This window comes from Vibrio sp. HENC-03, from assembly GCF_000305755.2.
GTDB lineage: Bacteria > Pseudomonadota > Gammaproteobacteria > Enterobacterales > Vibrionaceae > Vibrio > Vibrio owensii.
In genome coordinates this window covers 116,806-138,920 of sequence record NZ_JH976122.1, presented here as the reverse complement: position 1 = coordinate 138,920, position 22,115 = coordinate 116,806, and the positions used below count along the sequence as shown (strand labels likewise).

Below are 22,115 nucleotides of genomic sequence, written 5' to 3'. Positions count from 1 at the left end.
GTTAAAAAAATACCAGCCCGAAGGCTGGTATTTCTTTTAAAGCTTAGTGCTGTGATTAAGCAACTTCGATTGGACCACCGAATGAAGTCACTGGTGGAACTTTACCAGTGAATTTCTCGAAGTCTACGATACATGTGTTCGCAGAAGTCGCCTGTGCTAGCTCAGAAGAACCGATATCTTGAGTTAGTGTGTTAGGGTCACCGTAAGTACAGATTGCACCTACTTTCTCGTTTAGAGGACCGTACCACGCACCTTCTTCGATACGCACAACACCACGTGGGTAGCTGTCTGTTAGAACCGCACCAGCAAGAAGTTGACCACGGTCGTTAAATACGCGTACCAAGTCACCGTCTTTAATGCCTTTTGCTTTCGCATCAGCTGGGTTGATGTATACAGGCTCGCGACCTTGAACAGCGTAAGTAGCACGGAAATCTTCAGATTCACACATCTGAGAGTGCAGACGCTTGTCCGGGTGGCAAGATTGTAGCCAGTACGGGTGTTTGTCAGAGCCAGGACCACCGTGTGAACGTTCTGATTTCTCGAACCACATTGGGTGTTCTTGACAGTGTTCGTAACCGTAACGACCGATCTTACGAGAAGTGATCTCGATGAAGCCAGAAGGCGTACCCAATGGGTTGATTTCCGGATCTTTACGGAAGTCCGCATGACGAACCCAAGGCTTACCTTCACCGAAGTCTAGTACGCTTTGTTCCCAGAATTCATCAAATTCTGGCATTTCAAACTTACCGTCGTTTGCTTTCTTACAATCGTTGTAAAGACTGCGGATCCACTCCATCTCGCTCATGCCACGAGTGTACTCGTCGCGACGACCAAAGCGTTGAGTCAGTTCACTCATGATTTGGAAGTCTGGCTTAGATTGGAACAATGGGTCAACTAGGCGATGCATCGCGATAAGACCTTTGTTCGAGTATGAACCGTATACGTCAATGTCGTTACGTTCCCACTGCGTACATGCAGGTAGAACGATATCTGAGAAACGACAAGTCGCCGTCCAAGCAAACTCAATAGTCACAACCGTTTGAAGCTTCTGGAACGCTTTCTTCATGCGGTTACGATCTTGATGGTGGTGCCATGGGTTGTTACCCGAGATCACCATCATCTTGAAGTCTGGAAGCTTAACTTTACCACCGTTGTAGTTGATCTCTTTACCTGGCTCTAGAAGACAGTCGATCCAACGTGCAACTGGGATAGTACGGCTGTAACCGTTAAAGTCGTTGTTGTCCCACTTCGGTTTCATACCTGTATCTAGGTTACGAGGGAAACCACCAGGGCCCGCGAAACCAGTTGAAGGTACACCGATACTTGAGTAGTGGTGACCGTAAGAGATACCACCGCCAGGTAGACCGATTTGACCAACCATCGCTGCAACTACCGCTGCTGCCCAGTATGGCTGCTCACCGTGCTCTTGACGCTGGATACACCAACCCATAAGGATCTGTGTACGGCCGTTCACTAGCATGCGTGCGAATTCACGAATCTTGTCCGCTTTCACACCACAGATAGGCGCAGCCCACTCTGGAGTCTTAACAACTTTGTCTTTCGTTTCACCTTGAACGTACTTGATGAAGTCTTCGAAACCTAGACAGTAAGTCTCAATGAACTTCTTGTCGTATAGATCTTCGTTGTACAGTACGTGCGCTACAGCAAGCATAAATGCTACGTCTGTTAGCGGGTTAATGTATAGGTGATCGTTCTCTAGGTAACGTTGAGTCTTGTTCTTAACTGGGTCTACAGATAGAACGTTGATCTCGCCTTTCGCTACTTTTTCTTTCAGTTGCGCTAGGTATTTGAATGACTCGTGCGTTTCACAGTTCCAACCTACTTGTAGGTTTTTCACTGGGTCGTTTGCCCAAAGAATGATGTTGTCTGAGTTCTCTAGGATTTCAGACCAAGACGTACCTTGTGCGTAAACTTCTGTTGAACCTAGTACGTAAGGCATGATGGTTTGGCCCGCACCAGTCGAGTAGTCACCTACTTTAGTGATGAAGTTACCGTGCATACCTACCGCACGTTGCATGTGCGCTGTACAGTTGTTGAACGCACCAGTTTGGTTCCAACCAGTTTGACCTGCGTGTAGAGCCCATGGACCGTATTCTTTCTGAACACGCTCTAGCTCACGGTAGAACAAGTCTAGTGCTTCATCCCAAGTAACACGGATGAAACGGTTGTTACCACGCGTTTCCGCGCTGTATTTGTGCTTCTTCAGCCAATCTAGACGAACCATTGGGTAACGAACACGTGATGGGCTGTAGATGATGCCCTTGATGCCGTTCAACATTTCTGTTGGGTTCTTGTCTAGTTCTAGCGGTTTGATCTCTTGAACTTTACCCGCGTAGATGTGGGCGCGGAACGCGCCCCAGTGTGAACCTGTTACTTTCCAAGTACCTGTAGTCTCAGCTGCGTTCGCAGATGCTGAAGCCAATAAGCTTGGACCGATAACTGACGCTGCACTTGTGGTTGCTACACCTTTAAGAAAACTTCTTCGTGTAATAGCCATTTATATTTACTCCAATCCGACGCTTATTAGTGGTGACCTTCAGCATAATCTGAAGAGTGCTTCTGTAGGTACTTCAAGATCAGTGCTTCACTGTCTGTATCTAGGTTAACGAACGCTAGCATACCGTCGAACATACCTGGCCATGTGTTCGCATCGAAGTGCGCTTCAGCAGGTTGTGTGTGACATACAGAACAGTTAGTTTTGTAAGCTTCTTTTGATTTTTCCCATACAGGGTTGATGTCGTTCAGCATAGATTCTTTCTTGATCCATACTTTCGCAGCTACTTTCTCCCATGGAAGACCAGTTAGCTCATCAACTTTCTTCTCACCAGCAGTAACAATGTTAGCGTCTGTTGCTGCTTCTTTTAGTAGCGATGCTACTGCAATGTTCTTACCGAAGTCTTCTTGGATTACACGACCGAAGCCTTTCGCTTTACGCCAGCCATCGATTTCGATTTCAACGTAGTCGCCTTTATCTTCAAGAACTTTAACTGTTGACGCAGGGTTTAGAAGACCTGCTTCTTCAGTACCTTTATCGTCGAAGTAGATTGGTAGGTGACGAACACTTACTAGTTGCTGACCAACACCGTAATCTGTGTTTGAAGTCATACCTTCTAGGTCACCAACGATACCACCGATGCTGTCCATGCCAGCTGGTAGTTTGTGTGCGATACCTTTGTGACAGTCAACACAGCTTTGATCTTTCTCAGCTGCTTGCTTCATTTGGATACGAGCAGTTGGAGACATTTGCTCGAAGTCCATTGAATCGTAGTTGTGACAGTTTTTACACTCTAGGGATTTGTTTGCAGAGAAACGATCCCATTCGTGTTTAGCAAGCTCGATACGACGCTCTTCGAAAGCACCCGGTTCGTCGTAGTTGCCAAATACTTGTGCAAATACTTCTTTAGACGCTTGCATTTTACGAGCGATCTTATCTGTCCAGTTATGTGGAACGTGACAGTCAGGACAAGTAGCACGAACACCAGAGTGGTTTTTCCAGTGAACCGTGTCTTGTAGTTCAACGTATACGTTGTCACGCATTGTGTGACAGCTAATACAGAATTCTTCTGTGTTGGTTGCTTCTAGGGCTGTGTTAAAGCCACCCCAGAAAATAACACCAGCGATGAAACCGCCCATAGTCAGCACGCCAAGGCTGATATGAACTGCCGGGCGCGTCATCGTACGCCACAGTTTAATGATTAATGATTTCATTATTTGCTCTCTTAAAATCTTTTCTAAAGTGTGGTTGTGAGCTCACTGGCTTACATGCCGTGTGCACCTGGAGGACCAAAGAAGAACACTTGTAGTGCCCAAACGATAAATCCGTAGCCACCTACGAAAGCCACACTCAGAATTGGGAAGAGAACAACTGCAATGAAGAGGAAAGACTTCCACTCCAGTGAGCGTTTTTCACCACTCTCAATTTTGTTAACATCACTCATACATTTGCCTATTTTGTATCTAGTGTTATTGAAAAGCCCGCGTTACCAAGCTTAAGTTTTTTACAATCTCTATTGGAAAATGTTAGACCATACTAACAGTAAGGTTCAATCAAATCTGACGCTCCAGCCCTTGTTATCCAACACTTTTTTGAGCTCATCCAGAGATGTGTTTGATTGATATTTTTTGTGAAGAAATATTAATAGATGTGAAGAAATAAGTCTTTTGCATACATGTTAAGAATACAACATAAGATTAACTTTGTTTACAATTTTATGGATTTTTTCGTGCTACTAAATCGCTATTTTTTCGACTAAAGACAAGAAGTTGTTATCCAAATGTTAATAAAACCTCACCAAATGTCTGCTTTTTTCTGGACATAAGATTGCAAAAAAACAGAGTTCTGCAATTCATAAACCAAATGAGCTCCGTTAAAATCAGACGGTTAATTTTGGGAGAAGGTTTATGAATCAGGTTGTCGATATAAATTGGTTTGAACTCGCACTTTTTAGTTTGATTCTTATCGTTCCCCTTACCATTAATGCTCGATACAAATTAGGCATAGCCAAAGACACTGCCATCAGTGTTGCCCGTATGACCGTGCAATTAATTTTGGTTGGTGTGTACCTTGAGTATCTATTTGAACTAAATAGCTTGATCGTGAACTTAGCGTGGCTAGCGATTATGGTGGTGGTTGGCGCGAGCTCAATTGTGGGTAAAGCAAACCTTCCTAAAAAGCCTCTAATGATGCCCCTTATCACCGGACTGTCATGCAGTTTACTTCCACTTCTTGCCGCCATCGCATTGGGCCTTGTAAAGCCTGAGCCTTTCTATAACGCACAATACATGATCCCTCTAGCGGGAATGCTACTTGGCAACAGCTTGAGTAGTAACATCGTCGCACTACAGAACTTGTTCACCGCTTTCGAACAGCGAAAATCTGAATATGAAGCAGCTATTTCTCTAGGGGCTGCACCTAAGTACGCTTCCTTCCCTTTCCTTCAAGAAGCGCTTCGTAAATCTCTTGCTCCAATCCTAGCTTCGATGGCGACTACAGGGTTAGTGACCCTCCCTGGGATGATGACAGGTCAAATTCTCGGAGGGGCGAGCCCTATGGTGGCAATCAAGTATCAACTGGTCATCATGTTGGCGATTTTTGTCATGCTAAGTGTGTCGGTAGCAATTACCTTAGAGATGACGCTTACCTGTGTACAAACTAAAGAAGGACGCATAAAAGTGAAGTTTATCAACAAAGAGAAAGCCTAACGTGCTCACTAAATAGTCATATAAGCATCTCATTTTATGAATTTTTCTCGATCACAATAGATACTCACGATCTTTGCGACAGGTTATCCACAGAAAATGTGGATAACCCCCTAAAACCCATAAGCAACCAGAAACATAAGCGTCATTTCGCCCCCCCTCTTCTGAGAAATTTAATGGTCATTGATTGGTCATTGAACCGTCACTTTACTCCTCTAAAGTGCGGTTAACCGACAAAGGGAGAGCTCACATGGATATGTTAATCACGCGAGAAAAGGTCGAAGACCTATTATTAGACACGCCAGTGGATTGGCTAGTGCAAGAACCCTCAGAGATGACGTCTCACTGGACGCCAAAAGAATATGGCGTCAATGAAGAGTTGGTTTAAACACTAAGTTTGGAAAGATCAAAAAAAGGCAAGCCACTGGGCTTGCCTTTCTTAAGAATTACTTAAGATGCTTGTCTTCATCACGTAGGTAAATCATCCAGTACCACATGCCAACGAAGACACCACCACCGATGATATTACCAATCGTTACAGGGATAAGGTTGTTCACCAAAAAGCCCATCATGTTCAGATCCGCATAGTCTGCGATGTTTGCACCTGTCATTTGCCAGAACGACTCTGGAGCAAAGTACTTAATACCGATCGCCATTGGTACTTGGAACATGTTCGCAATACAGTGCTCAAAGCCAGCAGAAACGAACATAGCGACAGGCAAGATCATTACTGCGATTTTATCTGTTAGTGTGCGCCCACTGAACGTCATCCAAACTGCGATACAGACCAAAACGTTACACATGATGCCCAGCGCGATAGCTTGGAAGAAACCGTGATGCAGTTTGTGTTGCGAAATTGCCATCGCGTTCAAACCGACTTGACCACCGTCGAACATGTATTGCTTAGTGATCAGCATACAAACAACCAGTAAAACCGCGCCGACCATGTTACCGAAGTACACGACCACCCAGTTTTTCATTAAGGCTTTCCATGAAATCTTGCCGCTTGCACGAGCCACCAGCGTAAGTACCGAGCTAGTAAATAGCTCACCGCCGGTTACCACCACCAAGATCAAGCCAAGGCTGAATGCCAAACCACCAATAAGGCGAGTAATGCCCCAAGGGAGATCACCAGCACCTGTGGTTACGGTTGTATAAAAAATAAAAGCGATACCAATGTGAAGACCTGCAGAAATAGCCAGCAGGAAAGATTTCATCGGAGCTTTAGTTGCTTTGCCAACACCTACTTCGGCGGCACGTTCAGCAGCCTGAGGTGGTAATAGTGAGTCAAACTGATTGAAGTTCATGGAAGTGTAACATTTAGAAACAATTAACGAGGCGCGGATAATCGCTCCATTTCCAGACTTTTTCAAGGGCTATTTTTCATGTTTACTAAATTTGTTGTTGCTGAGAGAGTAATCGATAAAATTCAACTATGAGTTCTTGTCTTAACCATTATTAATATTTGGGTCAAATGTTTACCTTAGAATAAAAAAACCGCGTTATATCAGGCCTATAGCGCGGCACTTAACATTTCTAAGTGTTTTCTATTGCTCAACCTTAGTTTTCAGACTAGCTTGGATAAAAAAGTACGAAGGAAATATCTATGAAATATTCAGCTGACCACATTGCCGAACTGAACCTACTTCTTCAATTCGATTTAAGCAGCGCAGCAACGGGCATCAAAGTCCACAAAGAAGCTTCAGAAGAAATGCAGGCAGCGGTTGCTCGTCTGTATGAGAAACAACTTTGCACACAGCCGGACGGCGGTTACCTAACTGATGAAGGTATTGAAGTTGCAGAACACGCCGATAAAATTCTTCGTGTACTAACTGCAGAATAAGCTCTTATAAATAAGCAAGTTCTAAAATTAAAAGCCACCATACTTGGTGGCTTTTTTGATAATTATATTTATCTAGACTCACTATATTAAGCGATCAATTTTCTCATTTTTCCAAAAGGCTGAATTTTATCGTAAGCCCAGTTAAAGCCCGTTGCATAAAATAAGAAGAAAATTAGAAAACCAGCTTCCAATGCAAGCGCTTGTAATAAAGTAATTTGCAAGAACCACGCAATGACCGGAATCGATAGGAAAATCAATCCGCCCTCAAAGCCAAGTGTGTGACCAATTCTCATTGCTAAACTGCGGTCCTCTCGGTTCGAGCCAAACCATTTATCAAAGTACAGGTTATAAATGTAGTTCCAAACTACGGTGTAAAGACTCAAGCCAATACCTACCACTGCCAAGTCACTCGATCCCTTCCCTGTTATCAAAGAAGCCGCAGGAATGATGATCGCCAATGCAATCATTTCAAATAGCACAGCGTGAAAGATACGTTCGTTACGAGTCATGATGTTTTACCTAAATAGTTCTACTCAATGACTGGCATTTTATCTATCATTTAGATAAGTAAAAGTTAGATACCATCGGTAAAAACGATATGTTTACTATTGAACAACTTCAAGCGTTCGTCACCACTTCAGAAGCCGGATCTTTCTCCGCAGCAGCGCGTAAGCTTGGGCGAGCTCAATCGGTGATCAGCCAACACATCATGAATATGGAACTTGATTGTGGCGTTGATTTGTTTGACCGTACAGGCCGCTATCCTAAACTGACCGAGAAAGGCCATCAGTTGATGCCCTATGCCCTCGCAACCTTGAGCCAACTAGATCGACTGAATAACAAAGCATCTCAACTCTTTTCTGCACCATCGAGTAAGCTCGTTCTTGCGGTTGATGAGGGGATTCCATTAACCCGTCTCCCCATTGCTTTAAAACATTTGGAACAAAAGTTTCCTAACCTTCAAGTGGAATGTCTCACGGCTTCAAGTCCAGATATCATCGAGTTGGTGAAATCAGAGCGTGCTACCACAGGCATTATATTAAGTGACTTACAGATGCCTAAAAACGTCGACCTATCTAACCTAGGTCATATCGGCTTTGATGTATTTGTCTCATCCGAACATCCACTCGCACAACAAAAGATCCGCAACATCGATGAACTCAAGCAACATCGTCAACTCGTTATCCGCTCAAAGAGTGAAGATGTAAGCGGCCTTAATCAGGCGTTTAGCCCGGATATCTGGTACGCTGATGATTACTACATATTATTAGAACTGGCGAACAAGGGATTTGGTTGGTGCTTTCTTCCTGAGCATTTGGTGTCTTACGCACCGAATACGCTGATCAAAATTGGCGAAGAATTCACAAAGCTGGCTTGGCAGGTCAACATTGACTTGATACAACATCAGAAATGGCATTCCGATCCCCTACACCAACAAGCCAGATTAGAATTACAAACCCTGTTTGAGTGATCTCAGGGCCAACAGTAGGAACACACAGATGGCAAATACATTGATCGTAGGTGCAGGCTGGTTAGGCACCCCACTTGCACAAACTTTGATTGACCAAGGACATCAAGTTACGGTGACACGTCGAAGCCAAACAAGGCTAGATGAGTTCCCGCTCACTTCCGTTCAACCTGCTCTACTCGATCTTAACGAACCACACTCACAGCAACAGCTTATTGAGCTTATCGAACAACACCAAATTGAACGCATTGTTGGCGCTTTCCCACCAGGATTTCGTAAAGGCAACGGGCAAGAGTATGCACAGCAGTGGCAACGCTTAGTCTCGGCAGCCAAACAAAGCAGTGTAAACAAACTGCTCATGGTGAGCTCCACCACGGTATATCCAAACCTTGCTGTCGATATGAAAGAAGAAGACGCCACACTCGCCTTAGCCCAAACGAGCGAACACTTCTCAGACAACGCTCGCATCATGCTGCAAGCCGAGCAATACGTGATTGATTCTGGCATCGACTATGCCATCGTTCGTTGTAGTGGGTTGATTGGCTCTGACCGCCACCCTTCTCGCTTTGCAATGCGATTAAAACAAGTGAGCCGTAAGGCGCCTGCAAACATGGTGCATCAAAACGACGCGGTAGCCGCGACAGCTTTCGCGCTTAATCAAATTGATAACGAAGTGGTAAACGCTACAACGCCAAATACCGTAAGCAAAGCCGAATTTTACCAAGCGGCGATTACCCAAAGCGATTTAGATATAGCACTTCCGCCAGTCACAGAAACCGCCGATAAACGAATCCTAGCAGACAAACTTGTCGCACTTGGTTATCAGTTCCAATTCAATTCAACGCTGGACGCACTATGAAGCTTTATCAACACATTGAAACCCTGTGGGATTACATGCAACTCAAGCAGGAGCTAAAACCTGCCAACTGCTTATTTGTCATGTGCAGTAATGACTTACGTGTTGCCGAATACGCAGCCAAGCTCTACCAACAAAAACTGGCACCACTCATTGTGTTTTCTGGTGGCGAAGGGCGTTTTACAGATGGCTTGTTTGATAAAAGCGAAGCGGAAACATTCGCAGAAATCGCAAAACTAGCGGGCGTGCCAAGTGAAGCAATATTAGTAGAGACAAAATCCAGCAACAGCGGCGAGAATGTTCGCTTCACTGAACAGTTGTTGAAAGAAAAAGGGATTAGCTGTGATTCTCTCATCTTGGTTCAAAAGCCATTTATGGAACGATGCGCCATTGCAACCTTCGAAAAACAGTGGCAATCGCCTTATACTCATCTCCAAGTGACTTCTACTGCTCATCCTTTCTTTGAATACATCAACGAAGAGATGCCTCTGATGATGGTACTGGAAGCATTGATGGAAGATTTTTCTCGTGTGAAGACTTACCCAGAGAAAGGCTTTCAAACAGAACAAGAAATCCCTGCTCACGTTGAATCTTCTTACCAAGCACTGAGAGAAAAGTTCGAGTTTGGTCTCTCGTAATCCTTCGTTCAGCGACCAACAATCAGACAATAAAAAAGCCACCGAATTCGGTGGCTTTCTCTTATCTAGATTGGCTTACTTACCAAGTGCTTCTTTGTAGTGCTGACGACAAACCGATACGTAACGGTCGTTACCGCCAATCGCGACTTGATCACCTTCTTTGATTGCAACGCCGTGCTCATCAGTACGGATAACCATGTTTGCCTTGCGACCACAGTGACAAATCGTTTTGAGTTCAACCAATTTGTCTGCCCAAGATAGCAGGTACTTGCTGCCTTCAAAAAGTTCGCCTAGAAAATCGGTACGAAGACCATAGCAAAGTACAGGAATATGCAGCTTATCAACCACTTCTGTTAGTTGGTAAACCTGTTCTTTCGACAAGAACTGACACTCATCAATTAGGATACAGTGACGTTTTTCAACTTCATGCAGTGCTGCAATCTCTTGGTAAAGGTTGGTATCTGGACGAAACAAATGCGCGTCCGATTGCAAACCAATACGAGAGCTCACTTTACCTACACCGTAGCGATCATCTAACGCTGCTGTGAAAATCACAGGCGTCATGCCACGTTCTTGGTAGTTAAATGAAGATTGAAGAAGAGTTGTCGATTTACCCGCGTTCATTGCCGAGTAATAGAAATACATCTGAGCCACAGAGCACTACCTTCGTTAAAGTTTAGAATTTATAAAAGCTTGTAAAGAAAAGGGCTGAATCATCAGCCCTTTTAAAAGATTCGATTACTTACGACGCCACGTTGTGCCTTCTGGACCATCTTCCAGAACAATGCCCATTTCCGTCAGCTTGTCACGAGCCATATCTGCGTTAGCCCAGTCTTTTGCTGCACGAGAATCGTTACGTAGCTTAATTAGTGCTTCGATTTCAGCCACTTCATCGTCATCGCCTGCATCACCTTTTAGGAATGCTTCTGGATCTTGGTGAAGAATACCGATCACGTCAGCCAGTTCACGCATTAGCGCACCTAGCTCGCTCGCTTTCTCTAGGTTTTCTGTCTTCAGACGGTTTACTTCACGCGCCATGTCAAACAGTACCGAGTAAGCTTCTGGTGTGTTGAAGTCATCGTTCATCGCCGCTGTAAAGCGAGTCACGTATTCTTCACCACCCGCTGGCGCAGCGTTTAGATCCAAACCACGTAGAGACGTGTATAGACGCTCAAGAGACGCGCGTGCTTGGTTTAGGTTATCTTCACTGTAATTTAGCTGGCTACGGTAGTGACCAGACATTAGAAAGTAACGAACTGTCTCAGCATCGTAGTGACCTAGAACGTCGCGGATAGTGAAGAAGTTACCTAGAGACTTTGACATTTTCTCACGGTCTACCATTACCATGCCGCTGTGCATCCATGTGTTCACGTATTGAGTGTCGTGTGCACAGCATGATTGCGCGATTTCGTTCTCGTGGTGTGGGAACTGAAGATCAGAACCGCCGCCGTGAATGTCGAAGTGGTTGCCTAGGATTGACGAGTTCATTGCAGAACATTCGATGTGCCAACCTGGACGGCCTGGACCCCATGGTGATTCCCATGTTGGTTCACCCGGTTTAGACATCTTCCAAAGTACGAAGTCTAGCGGGCTGCGTTTTGCAGTTTCGATATCAACACGCGCACCAGCTTGAAGCTGATCAAGGTCTTGCTTAGACAGCTTGCCGTATTCGTTGAACTTACCTACTTCAAACATTACGTCGCCATTGTCTGCAACGTAAGCGAAACCACGCTCGATTAGCTTTTCAACCAATTCGATGATTTCAGCAATGAACTGTGTCGCACGAGGCTCAACGTCAGGACGTTTCATGTTCAGAGCATCGAAGTCAGCGTGCATTTCACCGATAAGACGCTCAGTCAGTGAATCACAAGACTCACCATTTTCTGCAGCACGCTTGATGATTTTGTCATCGATGTCAGTGATGTTACGTACAAATGTTAGGTCATAACCAAGGTAACGAAGATAGCGAGACACGACATCGAAAGAAACAAATGTACGACCGTGACCGATGTGACAGAGATCGTAGATGGTAACTCCACAGACATACATGCCAACTTTGCCGGCTGTAATTGGTTTGAATTCCTCTTTCTGTCTTGTGAGTGTGTTATATATCTTTAACATGATCTCTATCTATGCTTGTGAATGAATTACGAGAAGAAGGAGTATAACAACTCCGACCTTATTAGGTAATAGCAATTAACGGATAAAACGATAATCGGCTAAACTTCAAGCACAAAGCGTATATTTTCATTGTCCTGAGTTTTCCATGCGTATTAACTTAGGCTAGAATCCCTCTTTGAATACAACACAGTAAAGGAAAATAGCATGATCACCCTTCACACTAATTTTGGTGACATCAAGATTCAACTAAACGAAGAGAAAGCGCCAGAAACTAGCGCAAACTTCCTTCAATACTGCCGCGACGGTTTCTACGACAACACGCTTTTCCACCGTGTTATTGACGGCTTCATGATCCAAGGTGGTGGTATGGAGTCTGGTCTGCGTGAAAAAGCAACACGTGCACCTATCAAGAACGAAGCAAACAACGGCCTTAGCAACAAAGTGGGTACACTTGCTATGGCACGTACTATGGAGCCGCATTCAGCAAGCTCTCAGTTCTTCATCAACGTAAACAACAACACATTCCTAGATTTCCGTAGCGAAAGCCTAGACGGTTGGGGTTACTGTGTATTCGGTGAAGTAATCGAAGGCATGGACATCGTGAACAAGATCAAAGGTGTTAGCACAGGTTCTTACGGCATGCACCAAGACGTACCTCTAGAAGACGTGATGATCACTGGTACTACAATCGAAGAGTAATTCTTTAGAATTGCTATTAAGAGATAAGTTTGTGGGGAGGCTTAGCCTCCCCTTATTTCTATGACGACGTTATTTATATCTGATCTCCACCTCACTCCTTCTCGTCCAGACATTACGGAATGTTTCGTGACGTTCATGCGTAATGAAGCGATCCACGCCGACGCACTGTACGTGCTTGGTGATTTGTTCGAGTTCTGGATTGGTGACGATGACAACACCCCTTTTGCAGACCAAATCCGCGCTGAATTTAAAGCACTGACGGACGCGGGAGTGCCAACGTTTTTCATCCAAGGCAATCGAGATTTTTTACTCGGGAAACGCTTTTGCAAAGAAACTGGAATGACATTACTCGATGATGTCTGCACGATTGATCTTTATGGTCAAAAAGCCGTAATCCTACATGGCGATACGCTTTGCATTGACGATGTGAAATACCAAGAGTTTAGAAAAACCGTTCACAAGCCATGGCTACAATGGTTGTTCAATCGCATTCCATGGTTCGTTAAAAAAAGAATTGTCGCTAAAGTTCAATCTGACATTCGAGACGACAAAAAAAACAAGTCTCTCGACATCATGGACGTCAACCAAGGCGAAGTTGAGCGCGTGTTGTCTCAAAATTGCGTCAACTTGATGATTCATGGTCACACACATCGACCAAATACACATGTTTTTGAGCTAAATGGTGCTAAAAATACTCGTATTGTTTTAGGCGATTGGTATACCCAAGGCTCAGTTTTAAAAGTAAATTCTGACCATTTTGACTTGCAAACACGACCGTTTGACACAGAATTGAAGTAAAGCATGTCGAGCGTGTTGAAGATTGACGCGCAAAGCATAGAAATTTTGAAAAAAATCGCTATTATCGTATTACTCAGTTAAACAGAACAAAGTACCGCATTGAAGTATTCATACGTAGCTCGCCAGCCGATATTGGACAGAGAAAAGCGTACCATAGGGTATGAGCTTCTCTTCCGTGACGGTCCGAAAAATACCTTCCCAGAAGTAGAACCCGAGCTGGCTACTAGTCGACTTCTATCTGATCATTTCCTTACCACACACTACAGTACTCTGGGTGACAAGCTCGGCTTTGTTAATTTTCCTTACCAGAGCTTGGTTAACCTTGTTCCTACCCTATTCCCTAACGAATCATTAGTTGTTGAGGTATTAGAAGATTGTGAGCCGACTGATGAACTGCTTCATGCGATAAAACAACTGCATGCATCTGGGTATCGCGTTGCATTAGATGACTTTGTTCCAACCAAAGCTTGGAAGCGTTTTTTACCTTACGTCGCGATAATCAAATTCGATATTCGCTTAATACCGATCGAAAAAGCGGCCATTTACATTCAGTCGCTAGGGCATTTTGGCATTGATTTCTTAGCCGAAAAGGTCGAAACCTATGAAGAGTTTGAACAAGCGATGGACGCTGGTTTTGACTTCTTCCAAGGATACTTTTTCAGTAAGCCTGAAATGATTCAGAAGAAGCGCCTCAATCCCGCGTTTCTAACAGTAATTCAGCTATGTAAAGAGATCGCAGATAAACCTATCGACTTTAATGAGGTCGAGCGTTTGTTCTCTATTGATGTCACTCTATCTTACAAGCTACTGACTTATGTAAACTCGGGTTACACGCTCACAACGAAGATCAAATCGTTCCGACAAGCATTAGTGTACCTTGGTGAAGACCGTTTAAGACGTTTCATTTCACTTGTCGCGATTGCTTCTGTGCATGAAGACAAACCTGATTCTCTCTATTCATTAGCGATTCAACGCGCACGGATGTGTGAGATTCTGTTGAGTCAGATGCACACCAAGTACGATCCTGGTCAGGCGTTTCTGACCGGAATGTTTTCACTGTTGGGTTCTCTCCTCGATCAACCCCTTGAAGATGTGATCAGTGATATTCCAGTCGATGAAGAAATCAAACATGCCTTAACCGGACACAAAGGCGTTTTGGGTTACCTTCTATCAATGATCATCGCGTACGAGAAAGCGGATTGGGAAATGACAGAGAAATACTGTACCGCCCTAAAACTCACTGAGCCACAATTAGCCAAAGCGTTTAGCCAATCCACGGCTTGGGCTCAAGAACTGCTGTCTCAAACGCCCTAAACGGCTATAATGCCCCAAAGAATACCTGCGACCTCACTTATGTGGGGTTGTTTGTTTTTACCGCTTAATTAATCGAGATTTCATTTTATGGCTTCTTCTTGTCCTTGCGGCTCTAACCGCACCTACCAACAGTGTTGTGAAATTGCCCACAATAACCACGCTGACGTCACCACTCCGGAGCAGCTAATGCGCTCTCGTTACAGCGCGCATGTGTTAGGTCTAGTGGATTACGTGGTGAACACATACCACCCAAGCTGTAATGCAGAAGAGCAACGTGAAGGCATTGCCCAATCTATCGACAGCGATTGGTGCAAGCTTGAGGTAGTGAAAGCTGAAGCGGGTTGTAACGAGAATGAAGGTTTTGTTGAATTCAACGCTTATTTTGATGAAAACGGCAAACGCTACTGCATGACCGAGCGTTCTCGTTTCGTGAAAGAAGATGGGCTTTGGTACTACATTGATGGCACGTTCCCAGAAGAAGAGCCAGAAGATGAACCTGTACAAGATCCTCGCTTAAGCCAGCCAGTAAGTAGCCTAAAGGTCGGTCGAAACGATCCATGCATCTGCGGAAGTGGTAAAAAATTTAAGAAGTGTTGTGGGTAAGAGAAAGGTTCTAGGTAAAACAAAGGTCCTAGGATCCTAGGGTTTAGGGTTTAGGGTCTAAAATCTCGGATTACGGATTACGGATTACGGATTACGGATTACGGATTACGGATTACGGATTACGGATTACGGATTATTTTTCGTACGCTTAGTGGGTATGTCAACCATTTCTGTATTCTGTAAGCGAAGCACTCTGTATTCCATATACACTTTATAAAAATTAATGGAGTGCGCAAGACTCCTCACGCACTCCATTCTAGGCCCTAGGATCCCAAAACCTTTACTTTCATTTATGACGCTCTTTCAGTTTGTTCACTACGTCATTCATCGATAAGCCTTGGTCTTGAAGCAATACCAGTAAGTGGTAAACCAAGTCTGCTGATTCACACACTAGCTCCGCCTTATCACCCGACGTCGCCGCAAGCGCGACTTCAACGCCTTCTTCGCCCACTTTTTGCGAAATACGCTTGGTGCCACGGGCATAAAGACTGGCAGTATAAGAGGAATCTGGGTCGGCACTCTTGCGGGCAGCCAATAGCTGCTCAAGTTGATGAAGCCACACCATTTGTGACTCCTCTTGAGGGTCCACATCCCAGCAAGTTGTGTTACCCAAGTGACACGTAGGACCAATGGGATTCACTTTCACCAGTAGCGTATCGTTGTCACAATCGAGCTGTATGTTCACCAATTGCAATACGTTGCCAGAGGTCTCACCTTTCGTCCAAAGACGTTGCTTGGTACGAGAGAAGAACGTCACTTGACCTGTTTCGCCCGTTTTTGCCAACGCATCTTGGTTCATGTAACCCATCATCAGCACTTGGCTTGATTGGAAATCTTGTACGATGGCAGGTACCAGACCATCCACCTTTTCCCAGTTGATTCGCTCAGCTAGCGAACTTACTTCGGCGGCTTTCACACTCATAGTCGTACCTCAATGCCTTGTTGTTTCAAATACTGCTTTAGTTCACCAATATTGATGACTTGCTTGTGGAATACCGATGCGGCAAGCGCGCCATCCACATTTGCTTTTTGGTAGGCTTCTGCGAAGTGCTCCATGGCACCTGCACCACCCGATGCAATCAATGGCACGTTACACACTTCACGCACCATATTAAGTTGTTCAATATCGTAGCCGTTACGCACGCCGTCTTGGTTCATCATGTTCAGTACGATTTCACCAGCGCCGCGTTTTTGTACTTCTTGCACCCAATCACGCGTTTCCCATTGAGTTGCTTTGGTGCGTTCTTCATCACCAGTAAACTGGTAAACCTGATACTTACCTGTCTCTTGGTCATAGTATGAATCGATACCAACGACGATACATTGCACACCAAACTTATCAGCAAGGTCAGTAATCAGTTGCGGGTTCGCCAATGCAGGTGAGTTGATAGACACTTTGTCTGCACCAAACTCAAGAATGCGCGCCGCGTCTTCCGCTGATTTAATGCCACCAGCCACACAGAACGGGATATCAATCACTTCAGCAACGCGAGCGACCCAACTTTTATCGACGACACGACCATCACTTGAAGCAGTAATATCGTAGAACACAAGCTCGTCTGCGCCCTCTTCCGCATAACGCTGCGCCAGAGGAACGATATCGCCAATGATTTCATGGTTACGGAACTGAACGCCCTTGACCACTTGTCCATCACGAACATCAAGACATGGAATTATTCGCTTTGCCAACATGCAAACGCCTCCTCTGCTGTGAACTTACCATCTAACAGTGCACGACCAACAATCACACCAGCCACACCGCTGCCTTTTAGCGCTTCGATATCTGCTAATGAGCCAATGCCACCTGAAGATTGAAACTGCACTTGTGGGTACTGTTTGCATAGGTCAACGTAAAGCTCTACGTTTGAGCCTTCTAGCGTACCGTCACGAGAAATGTCCGTACAAAGCACGTGCTGCAAACCTACCGTTAGGTAATCGTTGATCAGAGCTTCGATAGTCACGCCTGAGTCTTCTTGCCAACCAGAGATCGCCACTTTACGCGTGCCGTCTTGATCGATGTTGATGTCTAGCGCGAGAACGATTTTCTCTGCGCCGTATTTTTCCATCCAACCTTTCACAAGCTCTGGCTGTTTTACTGCTGTAGAACCAACAACAACACGCTGAGCACCAGCTTCTAGCAGGTCAATCACGTCTTGCTCTGTACGCACACCACCACCGATTTGGATGTTTGCTGGTGTACTTGCTAGTAGCTTTGCAATCAAATCAAGCTGGCGTGCTGTCGTGTCTTTCGCGCCAGTTAAATCCACCAAGTGCAACCAGTTAGCACCCGCTTGGTGGTACAAGTTGAACTGCTCTGCTGGGTCGACTTTGTACTCGGTTACTTGGCCGTAATCACCTTGATAAAGGCGAACCACCTGTCCTTCAATTAAATCAAGAGCTGGAATAATCACACTAAATCCCTTTTATAATTCTAAGAAGTTTTGAATAAGCTTCGCGCCCGCTTTTGAAGAACGCTCAGGGTGGAATTGCACGCCGTAGTAGTTACCGCTTTGTACTGCTGCTGTGAACGGGTTGCCGTACTCGCATTCCGCAATCGTGTAATCCCCAACGGGCATTGCAAAGCTGTGCACGAAGTAGAAGTACTCACCTTCTTCAATACCTTTGAAAAGTGGATTACCTGCTTTTGCAGACACTGTATTCCAACCCATGTGCGGCAGTGGTAAATCGCCAGTTTGTAGTAGCTTCACTTCGCCATCACAAAGCCCAAGACACTCAACCAACTCGTCGGCTTTCTGCCCTTTCTCTTGAGACACTTTGCCCAACAGTTGCATACCTAAACAGATACCTAACAACGGCTTTTCTACCTGTTTTACCAAGCTGATAAGATCGCGTTCTTCTAGGTTCTTCATCGCTTCGCTGGCGGTTCCCACACCCGGTAGGAATAGCTTATCTGCCGACAATACGACTTGCGGATCTTTTGAAATAGTTACGTCATAGCCTAGGCGTTCAATAGCAAACTTCACCGAAGAGACGTTGGCACAGCCAGTATCGATAATGACAACTTTCTGTTCTGTCACTGTTTTTCTCCTTGCTAAAGTTAGCCTTAAAGCACGCCTTTACTACTTGGTAGCTCAGTGCCTTCTACTTTGATTGCTTGGCGCAAAGTACGACCAAACGCTTTAAACAAGCTTTCAATGATGTGGTGATCATTGTTGCCCGCAGAAGACAGGTGCAGCGTACACGCTAGGGTGTCAGTCAGAGATCGGAAGAAGTGAACTACCATCTCTGTTGAAAGATCACCCACTTGCTCACGGCTGAATTGCGCGTCGAACTTAAGGTAAGGACGACCAGATAGGTCTAGTGCGCATTGTGCCAAACACTCATCCATTGGAAGGCTAAAGCCAAAGCGACCAATACCACGCTTGTCACCCAGTGCTTCTTTCAACGCTTGACCCAACGCAAGAGCGGTATCTTCTACCGTGTGGTGATCATCAATGTGTAGATCACCTTCTACTTTGCACACCATCTGGAATCCACCGTGCGTCGCGATTTGATCCAACATGTGGTCAAAGAAGCCAAGACCTGTAGAAATGTCATTACCGCCTTGCTCATCCAGATTAACGAATACTTTAATGTCCGTTTCTTTTGTGGTGCGAACGACTTCAGCAACACGCGCCTTCACCGTGAGATCTTTGAGGATCTGTTTCCAGCCCATGGTTTCTGGGTTGTATTGAATGCCACGAATTGCCATGTTTTCTGCAAGTTGAAGATCGGTTTGACGATCGCCAATCACAACGGAGTTTTGAAAATCAACTTTGCCACCTTGAAGGTACTCTTTTACCAAGCCCAATTTAGGCTTACGGCAAGAGCAGTTATCTTCATCGAAGTGAGGACAAATCAGCACGTCATCAAACTTCACACCTTGAGATTCAAAGATCTCCATCATCATGTTGTGTGGTGCATCAAAATCAGCTTGTGGGTAGCTGTCGGTCCCCAAACCATCTTGGTTCGTGACCATCACTAGACGGTATCCTGCATCCTGCAACGACAACAGGCTTGAAATAACAAATGGCTCTAGTTTTAGTTTGTCTAAACGGTCTACTTGAAAATCAATCGGCGGCTCAACAATTAAGGTACCATCACGATCAATAAAAAGGATTTTTTGTTGTTTGCTCACTCGGGAACTTCCTTATTGCTATTCTTTTGGCGCTCCCGCTATTGAGCGAGAGCGATTAATTTTGTCTCTACTTATGCGTAGTAGTTTCTAATAAATCCAAGCGTTTTTTCACACTCGTCACGGTTACCCACACTGATACGTACGCAGTTCTCAATTGGCGAGTTACGCAAAATAATGCCCGTATCCCAAGCCGCTTTGAAAAGGTCATCGCCACCTGGGAATTTCACCAATAGGTAGTTCCCCCACCCTTCAAACACTTCCAAACCCGGAATCATTGACAAACCAACTTGTAAGTAAGCTCGGTTTGCATTCAAGTCGAGAACTTGGAACTTCGCTCGCGCTAGACCTGCTTCAGACAGCGCTTGAGTAGCAATTTCTGCCACTGGAACCGGTACTGGATATGGTGCGATAACTTTAAGAAGTACATTAATCAGCTCTTCGTTCGCAAGCGTAAATCCACAACGCAGACCAGCAAGCGCGAAAGCTTTCGACAGAGTACGCAGAATTGCTAGGTTCGGATATTGCGCCAGCAAATCTACCGTTGACGCTTCTGGACAAAAATCAATGTACGCTTCATCCATTACAACGATTGCTCGGTCCTTTGTCATCTCAAGCAAAGACACAATGTCCTCTCGCTTAACCAAGTTACCTGTTGGGTTGTTTGGCGAACATACGAAAACCAGTTTCACGTTATCCAAATTGGCTTCGATGCCTGCAAGGTTTAGTTGCCAATCTGACGTCAGTGGTACGGTTTTGCGCTCAACACCGATGGTTTCGGCACTGATGGCGTACATACCGTAAGTCGGTGGACAGTACAGAATCGCATCTTCACCCGGCTCACAGAAAGCACGAATCAGTAGTTCAATACCTTCATCCGCACCACGAGATGTTAGTGTTTGCTCTGGTTTCACACCCGCATAGGCTGCGTAAGCAGAAATCAGTTCTTTCGGCTGACATTCGCTGTAACGATTAAGACGAGCGAAGTCTGTTTTGTATTCATTATTGAATGGTGATTCGTTGGCGTTCAGCCATACGTCACCTGTACCACCAATTCGACGAGCCGACATATAAGGGGTAAGTTGTTGGACTTGTTTGCGCGCTAGCTTTTCCATCTCAATATCCTCTTACTTAGCAGCCAGTTTTTCTACACGGATCGTCACTGCACGTTTGTGTGCATCCAAGCCTTCCGCTTCCGCCATGGTGACCACCGTTGGTGCAAGGTTTTTTAGACCATCTGCAGACAGTTCTTGAACCGTCATACGCTTAGAGAAATCTGCCAAACCTAAGCTTGAATAAGTACGTGTGTAACCGTAAGTAGGAAGAACGTGGTTGGTGCCCGATGCATAATCACCTGCGGATTCAGGCGACCAATCACCAAGGAAGATAGAACCTGCGTTATCTAATAGAGGTAGAAGCTCGCGTGGGTTCTTAGTCTGAACAATTAAGTGCTCAGGACCGTAATAATTCGAGATAGAAACCGATTGAGTAAGGGACTCGGCAATGATGATCAAGCTTGAAGCCAATGCTTGCTCGGCAATATCCGCACGCGACAGTTCTTTAAGTTGGCGTTGAACCGCGTCCGTCACTTGATCCGCAATCACAGGTGAAGGTGTCACAAGTACCACTTGAGAATCAGGACCGTGCTCTGCTTGGCTCAACAGATCCGCAGCGATAAAATCTGCATCTGCAGTTTCATCGGCAATCAAAAGCACTTCAGACGGCCCTGCAGGCATATCAATCGCAGCACCGCGGAAATCATTGCTAACCTGACGTTTTGCTTCTGTCACATAAGCGTTACCTGGACCAAAGATCTTATCAACTTTAGATACAGTCTCTGTGCCGTAAGCCATTGCAGCAACCGCTTGGCCACCGCCGACGTTATACACTTCATCAATACCGCACAGTTTCGCTACGTACAGAATCTCGTCAGCGATTGGCGGTGGAGAACAAAGCACCACTTTACGACAACCCGCAATTTTTGCAGGAACGCCTAGCATTAGAACAGTCGAAGGCAATGGCGCACTACCGCCAGGAATGTACAAACCCACTTTTTGAATTGGGCGCGTTACCTGCTCACAAAGAACGCCCGGCTGAGTTTCTACTTTAATTGGTTGTGGCTTTTGTGCTTTATGAAACTTCGAGATGTTTGCATAAGCTTGCTCAAGCGCACCTTTCATCTTTTCAGAAAGGCGAGCAGACGCTTCATCGATTTCTTGAGCTGATACACGAATGGATTCTGGCTTCACACGGTCAAACTTCTCAGTCAGCTCTAATAATGCAGCATCACCCTCTTGACGAACTTTTGCGATTACTTCAGAAACCGCAGCAGTGATGTTTGCGCCTTCTGCGATTGCCGGACGTTCTAGAATCGAGTCTTGTTGAGTTTCACTCAGCGATTGCCATACAACTGTTCTCAT

The 22,115-nt window shown here is 45.2% G+C and carries 24 protein-coding genes; 10 read left to right on the top strand and 14 right to left on the bottom strand.

Annotated features, from left to right (window positions below):
- Nucleotides 1-55 precede the first annotated feature (55 nt).
- The 3 genes from torA to torE are packed head-to-tail and all read right to left on the bottom strand — an operon-like array spanning nt 56 to nt 3,959.
- Nucleotides 56-2,518 carry a trimethylamine-N-oxide reductase TorA gene (gene torA, locus VCHENC03_RS14445; protein ID WP_009705773.1) on the bottom strand — a complete coding sequence of 821 codons (2,463 nt, stop codon included), beginning with the start codon at nt 2,516-2,518 and terminating at the stop codon, nt 56-58.
- 26 nt (nt 2,519-2,544) lie between these two features.
- Nucleotides 2,545-3,729: a pentaheme c-type cytochrome TorC gene (gene torC / locus VCHENC03_RS14450; protein WP_009705772.1), complete on the bottom strand. Its 1,185-nt coding sequence runs from the start codon at nt 3,727-3,729 to the stop codon at nt 2,545-2,547.
- 50 nt (nt 3,730-3,779) lie between these two features.
- The gene (gene torE / locus VCHENC03_RS14455) at nt 3,780-3,959 is read right to left on the bottom strand and encodes a trimethylamine N-oxide reductase system protein TorE (protein WP_005450728.1); all 180 of its coding nucleotides are present in this window, start codon (nt 3,957-3,959) and stop codon (nt 3,780-3,782) included.
- 463 nt (nt 3,960-4,422) lie between these two features.
- On the opposite strand from torE, the gene VCHENC03_RS14460 reads away from it, so the two are divergent.
- Together VCHENC03_RS14460 and VCHENC03_RS27785 are read left to right on the top strand one after the other, a co-directional pair.
- Nucleotides 4,423-5,223, top strand: a complete 801-nt coding sequence (locus tag VCHENC03_RS14460) for an ABC transporter permease (RefSeq protein ID WP_009705771.1) — start codon at nt 4,423-4,425, stop codon at nt 5,221-5,223.
- A gap of 247 nt (nt 5,224-5,470) precedes the next feature.
- Nucleotides 5,471-5,608 (top strand): hypothetical protein, encoded by a 138-nt coding sequence (locus VCHENC03_RS27785; protein ID WP_009705770.1) that lies wholly within the window; start codon nt 5,471-5,473, stop codon nt 5,606-5,608.
- Between the two features lie 58 nt (nt 5,609-5,666).
- On the opposite strand, the gene focA is transcribed toward VCHENC03_RS27785, so the two are convergent.
- The gene (gene focA, locus VCHENC03_RS14465) at nt 5,667-6,527 is read right to left on the bottom strand and encodes a formate transporter FocA (protein ID WP_009705769.1); all 861 of its coding nucleotides are present in this window, start codon (nt 6,525-6,527) and stop codon (nt 5,667-5,669) included.
- A 299-nt stretch (nt 6,528-6,826) separates the two neighbouring features.
- On the opposite strand from focA, the gene VCHENC03_RS14470 reads away from it, so the two are divergent.
- Nucleotides 6,827-7,063: a TIGR02647 family protein gene (locus VCHENC03_RS14470; RefSeq protein WP_005437251.1), complete on the top strand. Its 237-nt coding sequence runs from the start codon at nt 6,827-6,829 to the stop codon at nt 7,061-7,063.
- 86 nt (nt 7,064-7,149) lie between these two features.
- Here the strand turns inward: VCHENC03_RS14470 and VCHENC03_RS14475 are convergent, their stop codons facing one another.
- Complete coding sequence (locus tag VCHENC03_RS14475) at nt 7,150-7,572, bottom strand: PACE efflux transporter (protein WP_009705768.1); 423 nt, start codon at nt 7,570-7,572, stop codon at nt 7,150-7,152.
- A gap of 89 nt (nt 7,573-7,661) precedes the next feature.
- On the opposite strand from VCHENC03_RS14475, the gene VCHENC03_RS14480 reads away from it, so the two are divergent.
- From VCHENC03_RS14480 to VCHENC03_RS14490, 3 genes are read left to right on the top strand one after another with little or no spacing between them, the layout of a single operon-like run.
- Nucleotides 7,662-8,534 (top strand): LysR family transcriptional regulator, encoded by an 873-nt coding sequence (locus VCHENC03_RS14480; protein WP_009705767.1) that lies wholly within the window; start codon nt 7,662-7,664, stop codon nt 8,532-8,534.
- Between the two features lie 28 nt (nt 8,535-8,562).
- Nucleotides 8,563-9,390 carry an NAD(P)H-binding protein gene (locus VCHENC03_RS14485; protein ID WP_009705766.1) on the top strand — a complete coding sequence of 276 codons (828 nt, stop codon included), beginning with the start codon at nt 8,563-8,565 and terminating at the stop codon, nt 9,388-9,390.
- Nucleotides 9,387-10,025: a YdcF family protein gene (locus VCHENC03_RS14490; protein ID WP_009705765.1), complete on the top strand. Its 639-nt coding sequence runs from the start codon at nt 9,387-9,389 to the stop codon at nt 10,023-10,025. Before VCHENC03_RS14485 ends, VCHENC03_RS14490 begins: the two co-directional genes overlap by 4 nt.
- A 75-nt stretch (nt 10,026-10,100) precedes the next feature.
- Here VCHENC03_RS14490 and VCHENC03_RS14495 read toward each other — a convergent pair whose 3' ends face one another.
- Complete coding sequence (locus VCHENC03_RS14495) at nt 10,101-10,679, bottom strand: thymidine kinase (protein ID WP_005450744.1); 579 nt, start codon at nt 10,677-10,679, stop codon at nt 10,101-10,103.
- Between the two features lie 84 nt (nt 10,680-10,763).
- Entirely contained in the window at nt 10,764-12,146 is a 1,383-nt protein-coding gene (gene cysS, locus VCHENC03_RS14500) for a cysteine--tRNA ligase (RefSeq protein WP_005437232.1), read from the bottom strand.
- A gap of 204 nt (nt 12,147-12,350) precedes the next feature.
- On the opposite strand from cysS, the gene VCHENC03_RS14505 reads away from it, so the two are divergent.
- The 4 genes from VCHENC03_RS14505 to VCHENC03_RS14520 all read left to right on the top strand — a co-directional run bounded on the left by VCHENC03_RS14505 (nt 12,351) and on the right by VCHENC03_RS14520 (nt 15,560).
- The gene (locus tag VCHENC03_RS14505; RefSeq protein ID WP_005437228.1) at nt 12,351-12,845 is read left to right on the top strand and encodes a peptidylprolyl isomerase; all 495 of its coding nucleotides are present in this window, start codon (nt 12,351-12,353) and stop codon (nt 12,843-12,845) included.
- 60 nt (nt 12,846-12,905) lie between these two features.
- Nucleotides 12,906-13,643 (top strand): UDP-2,3-diacylglucosamine diphosphatase, encoded by a 738-nt coding sequence (gene lpxH, locus VCHENC03_RS14510; RefSeq protein WP_032802677.1) that lies wholly within the window; start codon nt 12,906-12,908, stop codon nt 13,641-13,643.
- Nucleotides 13,644-13,742: 99 nt separating this feature from the next.
- Nucleotides 13,743-14,957, top strand: a complete 1,215-nt coding sequence (locus VCHENC03_RS14515; protein WP_032802676.1) for an EAL and HDOD domain-containing protein — start codon at nt 13,743-13,745, stop codon at nt 14,955-14,957.
- An 87-nt stretch (nt 14,958-15,044) separates the two neighbouring features.
- A complete protein-coding gene (locus VCHENC03_RS14520; protein WP_009705762.1) occupies nt 15,045-15,560 on the top strand; it encodes a YchJ family protein in 516 nt (171 codons plus the stop codon).
- A 286-nt stretch (nt 15,561-15,846) separates the two neighbouring features.
- Here the strand turns inward: VCHENC03_RS14520 and hisIE are convergent, their stop codons facing one another.
- The 7 genes from hisIE to hisD form a co-directional block, all read right to left on the bottom strand.
- On the bottom strand, nt 15,847-16,482 hold the full coding sequence (hisIE, locus tag VCHENC03_RS14525; protein ID WP_009705761.1) for a bifunctional phosphoribosyl-AMP cyclohydrolase/phosphoribosyl-ATP diphosphatase HisIE: 636 nt from the start codon (nt 16,480-16,482) through the stop codon (nt 15,847-15,849).
- Complete coding sequence (gene hisF / locus VCHENC03_RS14530; protein WP_009705760.1) at nt 16,479-17,252, bottom strand: imidazole glycerol phosphate synthase subunit HisF; 774 nt, start codon at nt 17,250-17,252, stop codon at nt 16,479-16,481. The genes hisIE and hisF overlap by 4 nt, the downstream gene beginning before the upstream one ends.
- Nucleotides 17,234-17,971 carry a 1-(5-phosphoribosyl)-5-[(5-phosphoribosylamino)methylideneamino]imidazole-4-carboxamide isomerase gene (gene hisA, locus VCHENC03_RS14535; RefSeq protein WP_005390889.1) on the bottom strand — a complete coding sequence of 246 codons (738 nt, stop codon included), beginning with the start codon at nt 17,969-17,971 and terminating at the stop codon, nt 17,234-17,236. The genes hisF and hisA overlap by 19 nt, the downstream gene beginning before the upstream one ends.
- A 12-nt stretch (nt 17,972-17,983) precedes the next feature.
- A complete protein-coding gene (gene hisH, locus VCHENC03_RS14540) occupies nt 17,984-18,598 on the bottom strand; it encodes an imidazole glycerol phosphate synthase subunit HisH (protein WP_005389830.1) in 615 nt (204 codons plus the stop codon).
- A 26-nt stretch (nt 18,599-18,624) separates the two neighbouring features.
- Nucleotides 18,625-19,698, bottom strand: coding sequence for a bifunctional histidinol-phosphatase/imidazoleglycerol-phosphate dehydratase HisB (gene hisB, locus VCHENC03_RS14545; protein WP_009705759.1), 1,074 nt, complete (start codon nt 19,696-19,698; stop codon nt 18,625-18,627).
- A 71-nt stretch (nt 19,699-19,769) separates the two neighbouring features.
- Entirely contained in the window at nt 19,770-20,810 is a 1,041-nt protein-coding gene (hisC, locus tag VCHENC03_RS14550; protein WP_009705758.1) for a histidinol-phosphate transaminase, read from the bottom strand.
- Nucleotides 20,811-20,822: 12 nt separating this feature from the next.
- Nucleotides 20,823-22,115 carry a histidinol dehydrogenase gene (gene hisD, locus VCHENC03_RS14555; RefSeq protein WP_009705757.1) on the bottom strand — a complete coding sequence of 431 codons (1,293 nt, stop codon included), beginning with the start codon at nt 22,113-22,115 and terminating at the stop codon, nt 20,823-20,825.

Excerpts from the sequence above, each read along its gene's own strand:
- torA (WP_009705773.1), bottom strand. The coding sequence starts at position 2,518 with ATGGCTATTACACGAAGAAGTTTTCTTAAAGGTGTAGCAACCACAAGT.
- torC (WP_009705772.1), bottom strand. The coding sequence starts at position 3,729 with ATGAAATCATTAATCATTAAACTGTGGCGTACGATGACGCGCCCGGCA.
- torE (WP_005450728.1), bottom strand. The coding sequence starts at position 3,959 with ATGAGTGATGTTAACAAAATTGAGAGTGGTGAAAAACGCTCACTGGAG.
- VCHENC03_RS14460 (WP_009705771.1), top strand. The coding sequence starts at position 4,423 with ATGAATCAGGTTGTCGATATAAATTGGTTTGAACTCGCACTTTTTAGT.
- VCHENC03_RS27785 (WP_009705770.1), top strand. The coding sequence starts at position 5,471 with ATGGATATGTTAATCACGCGAGAAAAGGTCGAAGACCTATTATTAGAC.
- focA (WP_009705769.1), bottom strand. The coding sequence starts at position 6,527 with ATGAACTTCAATCAGTTTGACTCACTATTACCACCTCAGGCTGCTGAA.
- VCHENC03_RS14470 (WP_005437251.1), top strand. The coding sequence starts at position 6,827 with ATGAAATATTCAGCTGACCACATTGCCGAACTGAACCTACTTCTTCAA.
- VCHENC03_RS14475 (WP_009705768.1), bottom strand. The coding sequence starts at position 7,572 with ATGACTCGTAACGAACGTATCTTTCACGCTGTGCTATTTGAAATGATT.
- VCHENC03_RS14480 (WP_009705767.1), top strand. The coding sequence starts at position 7,662 with ATGTTTACTATTGAACAACTTCAAGCGTTCGTCACCACTTCAGAAGCC.
- VCHENC03_RS14485 (WP_009705766.1), top strand. The coding sequence starts at position 8,563 with ATGGCAAATACATTGATCGTAGGTGCAGGCTGGTTAGGCACCCCACTT.
- VCHENC03_RS14490 (WP_009705765.1), top strand. The coding sequence starts at position 9,387 with ATGAAGCTTTATCAACACATTGAAACCCTGTGGGATTACATGCAACTC.
- cysS (WP_005437232.1), bottom strand. The coding sequence starts at position 12,146 with ATGTTAAAGATATATAACACACTCACAAGACAGAAAGAGGAATTCAAA.
- VCHENC03_RS14505 (WP_005437228.1), top strand. The coding sequence starts at position 12,351 with ATGATCACCCTTCACACTAATTTTGGTGACATCAAGATTCAACTAAAC.
- lpxH (WP_032802677.1), top strand. The coding sequence starts at position 12,906 with ATGACGACGTTATTTATATCTGATCTCCACCTCACTCCTTCTCGTCCA.
- VCHENC03_RS14520 (WP_009705762.1), top strand. The coding sequence starts at position 15,045 with ATGGCTTCTTCTTGTCCTTGCGGCTCTAACCGCACCTACCAACAGTGT.
- hisIE (WP_009705761.1), bottom strand. The coding sequence starts at position 16,482 with ATGAGTGTGAAAGCCGCCGAAGTAAGTTCGCTAGCTGAGCGAATCAAC.
- hisF (WP_009705760.1), bottom strand. The coding sequence starts at position 17,252 with ATGTTGGCAAAGCGAATAATTCCATGTCTTGATGTTCGTGATGGACAA.
- hisC (WP_009705758.1), bottom strand. The coding sequence starts at position 20,810 with ATGGAAAAGCTAGCGCGCAAACAAGTCCAACAACTTACCCCTTATATG.
- hisD (WP_009705757.1), bottom strand. The coding sequence starts at position 22,115 with ATGAGAACAGTTGTATGGCAATCGCTGAGTGAAACTCAACAAGACTCG.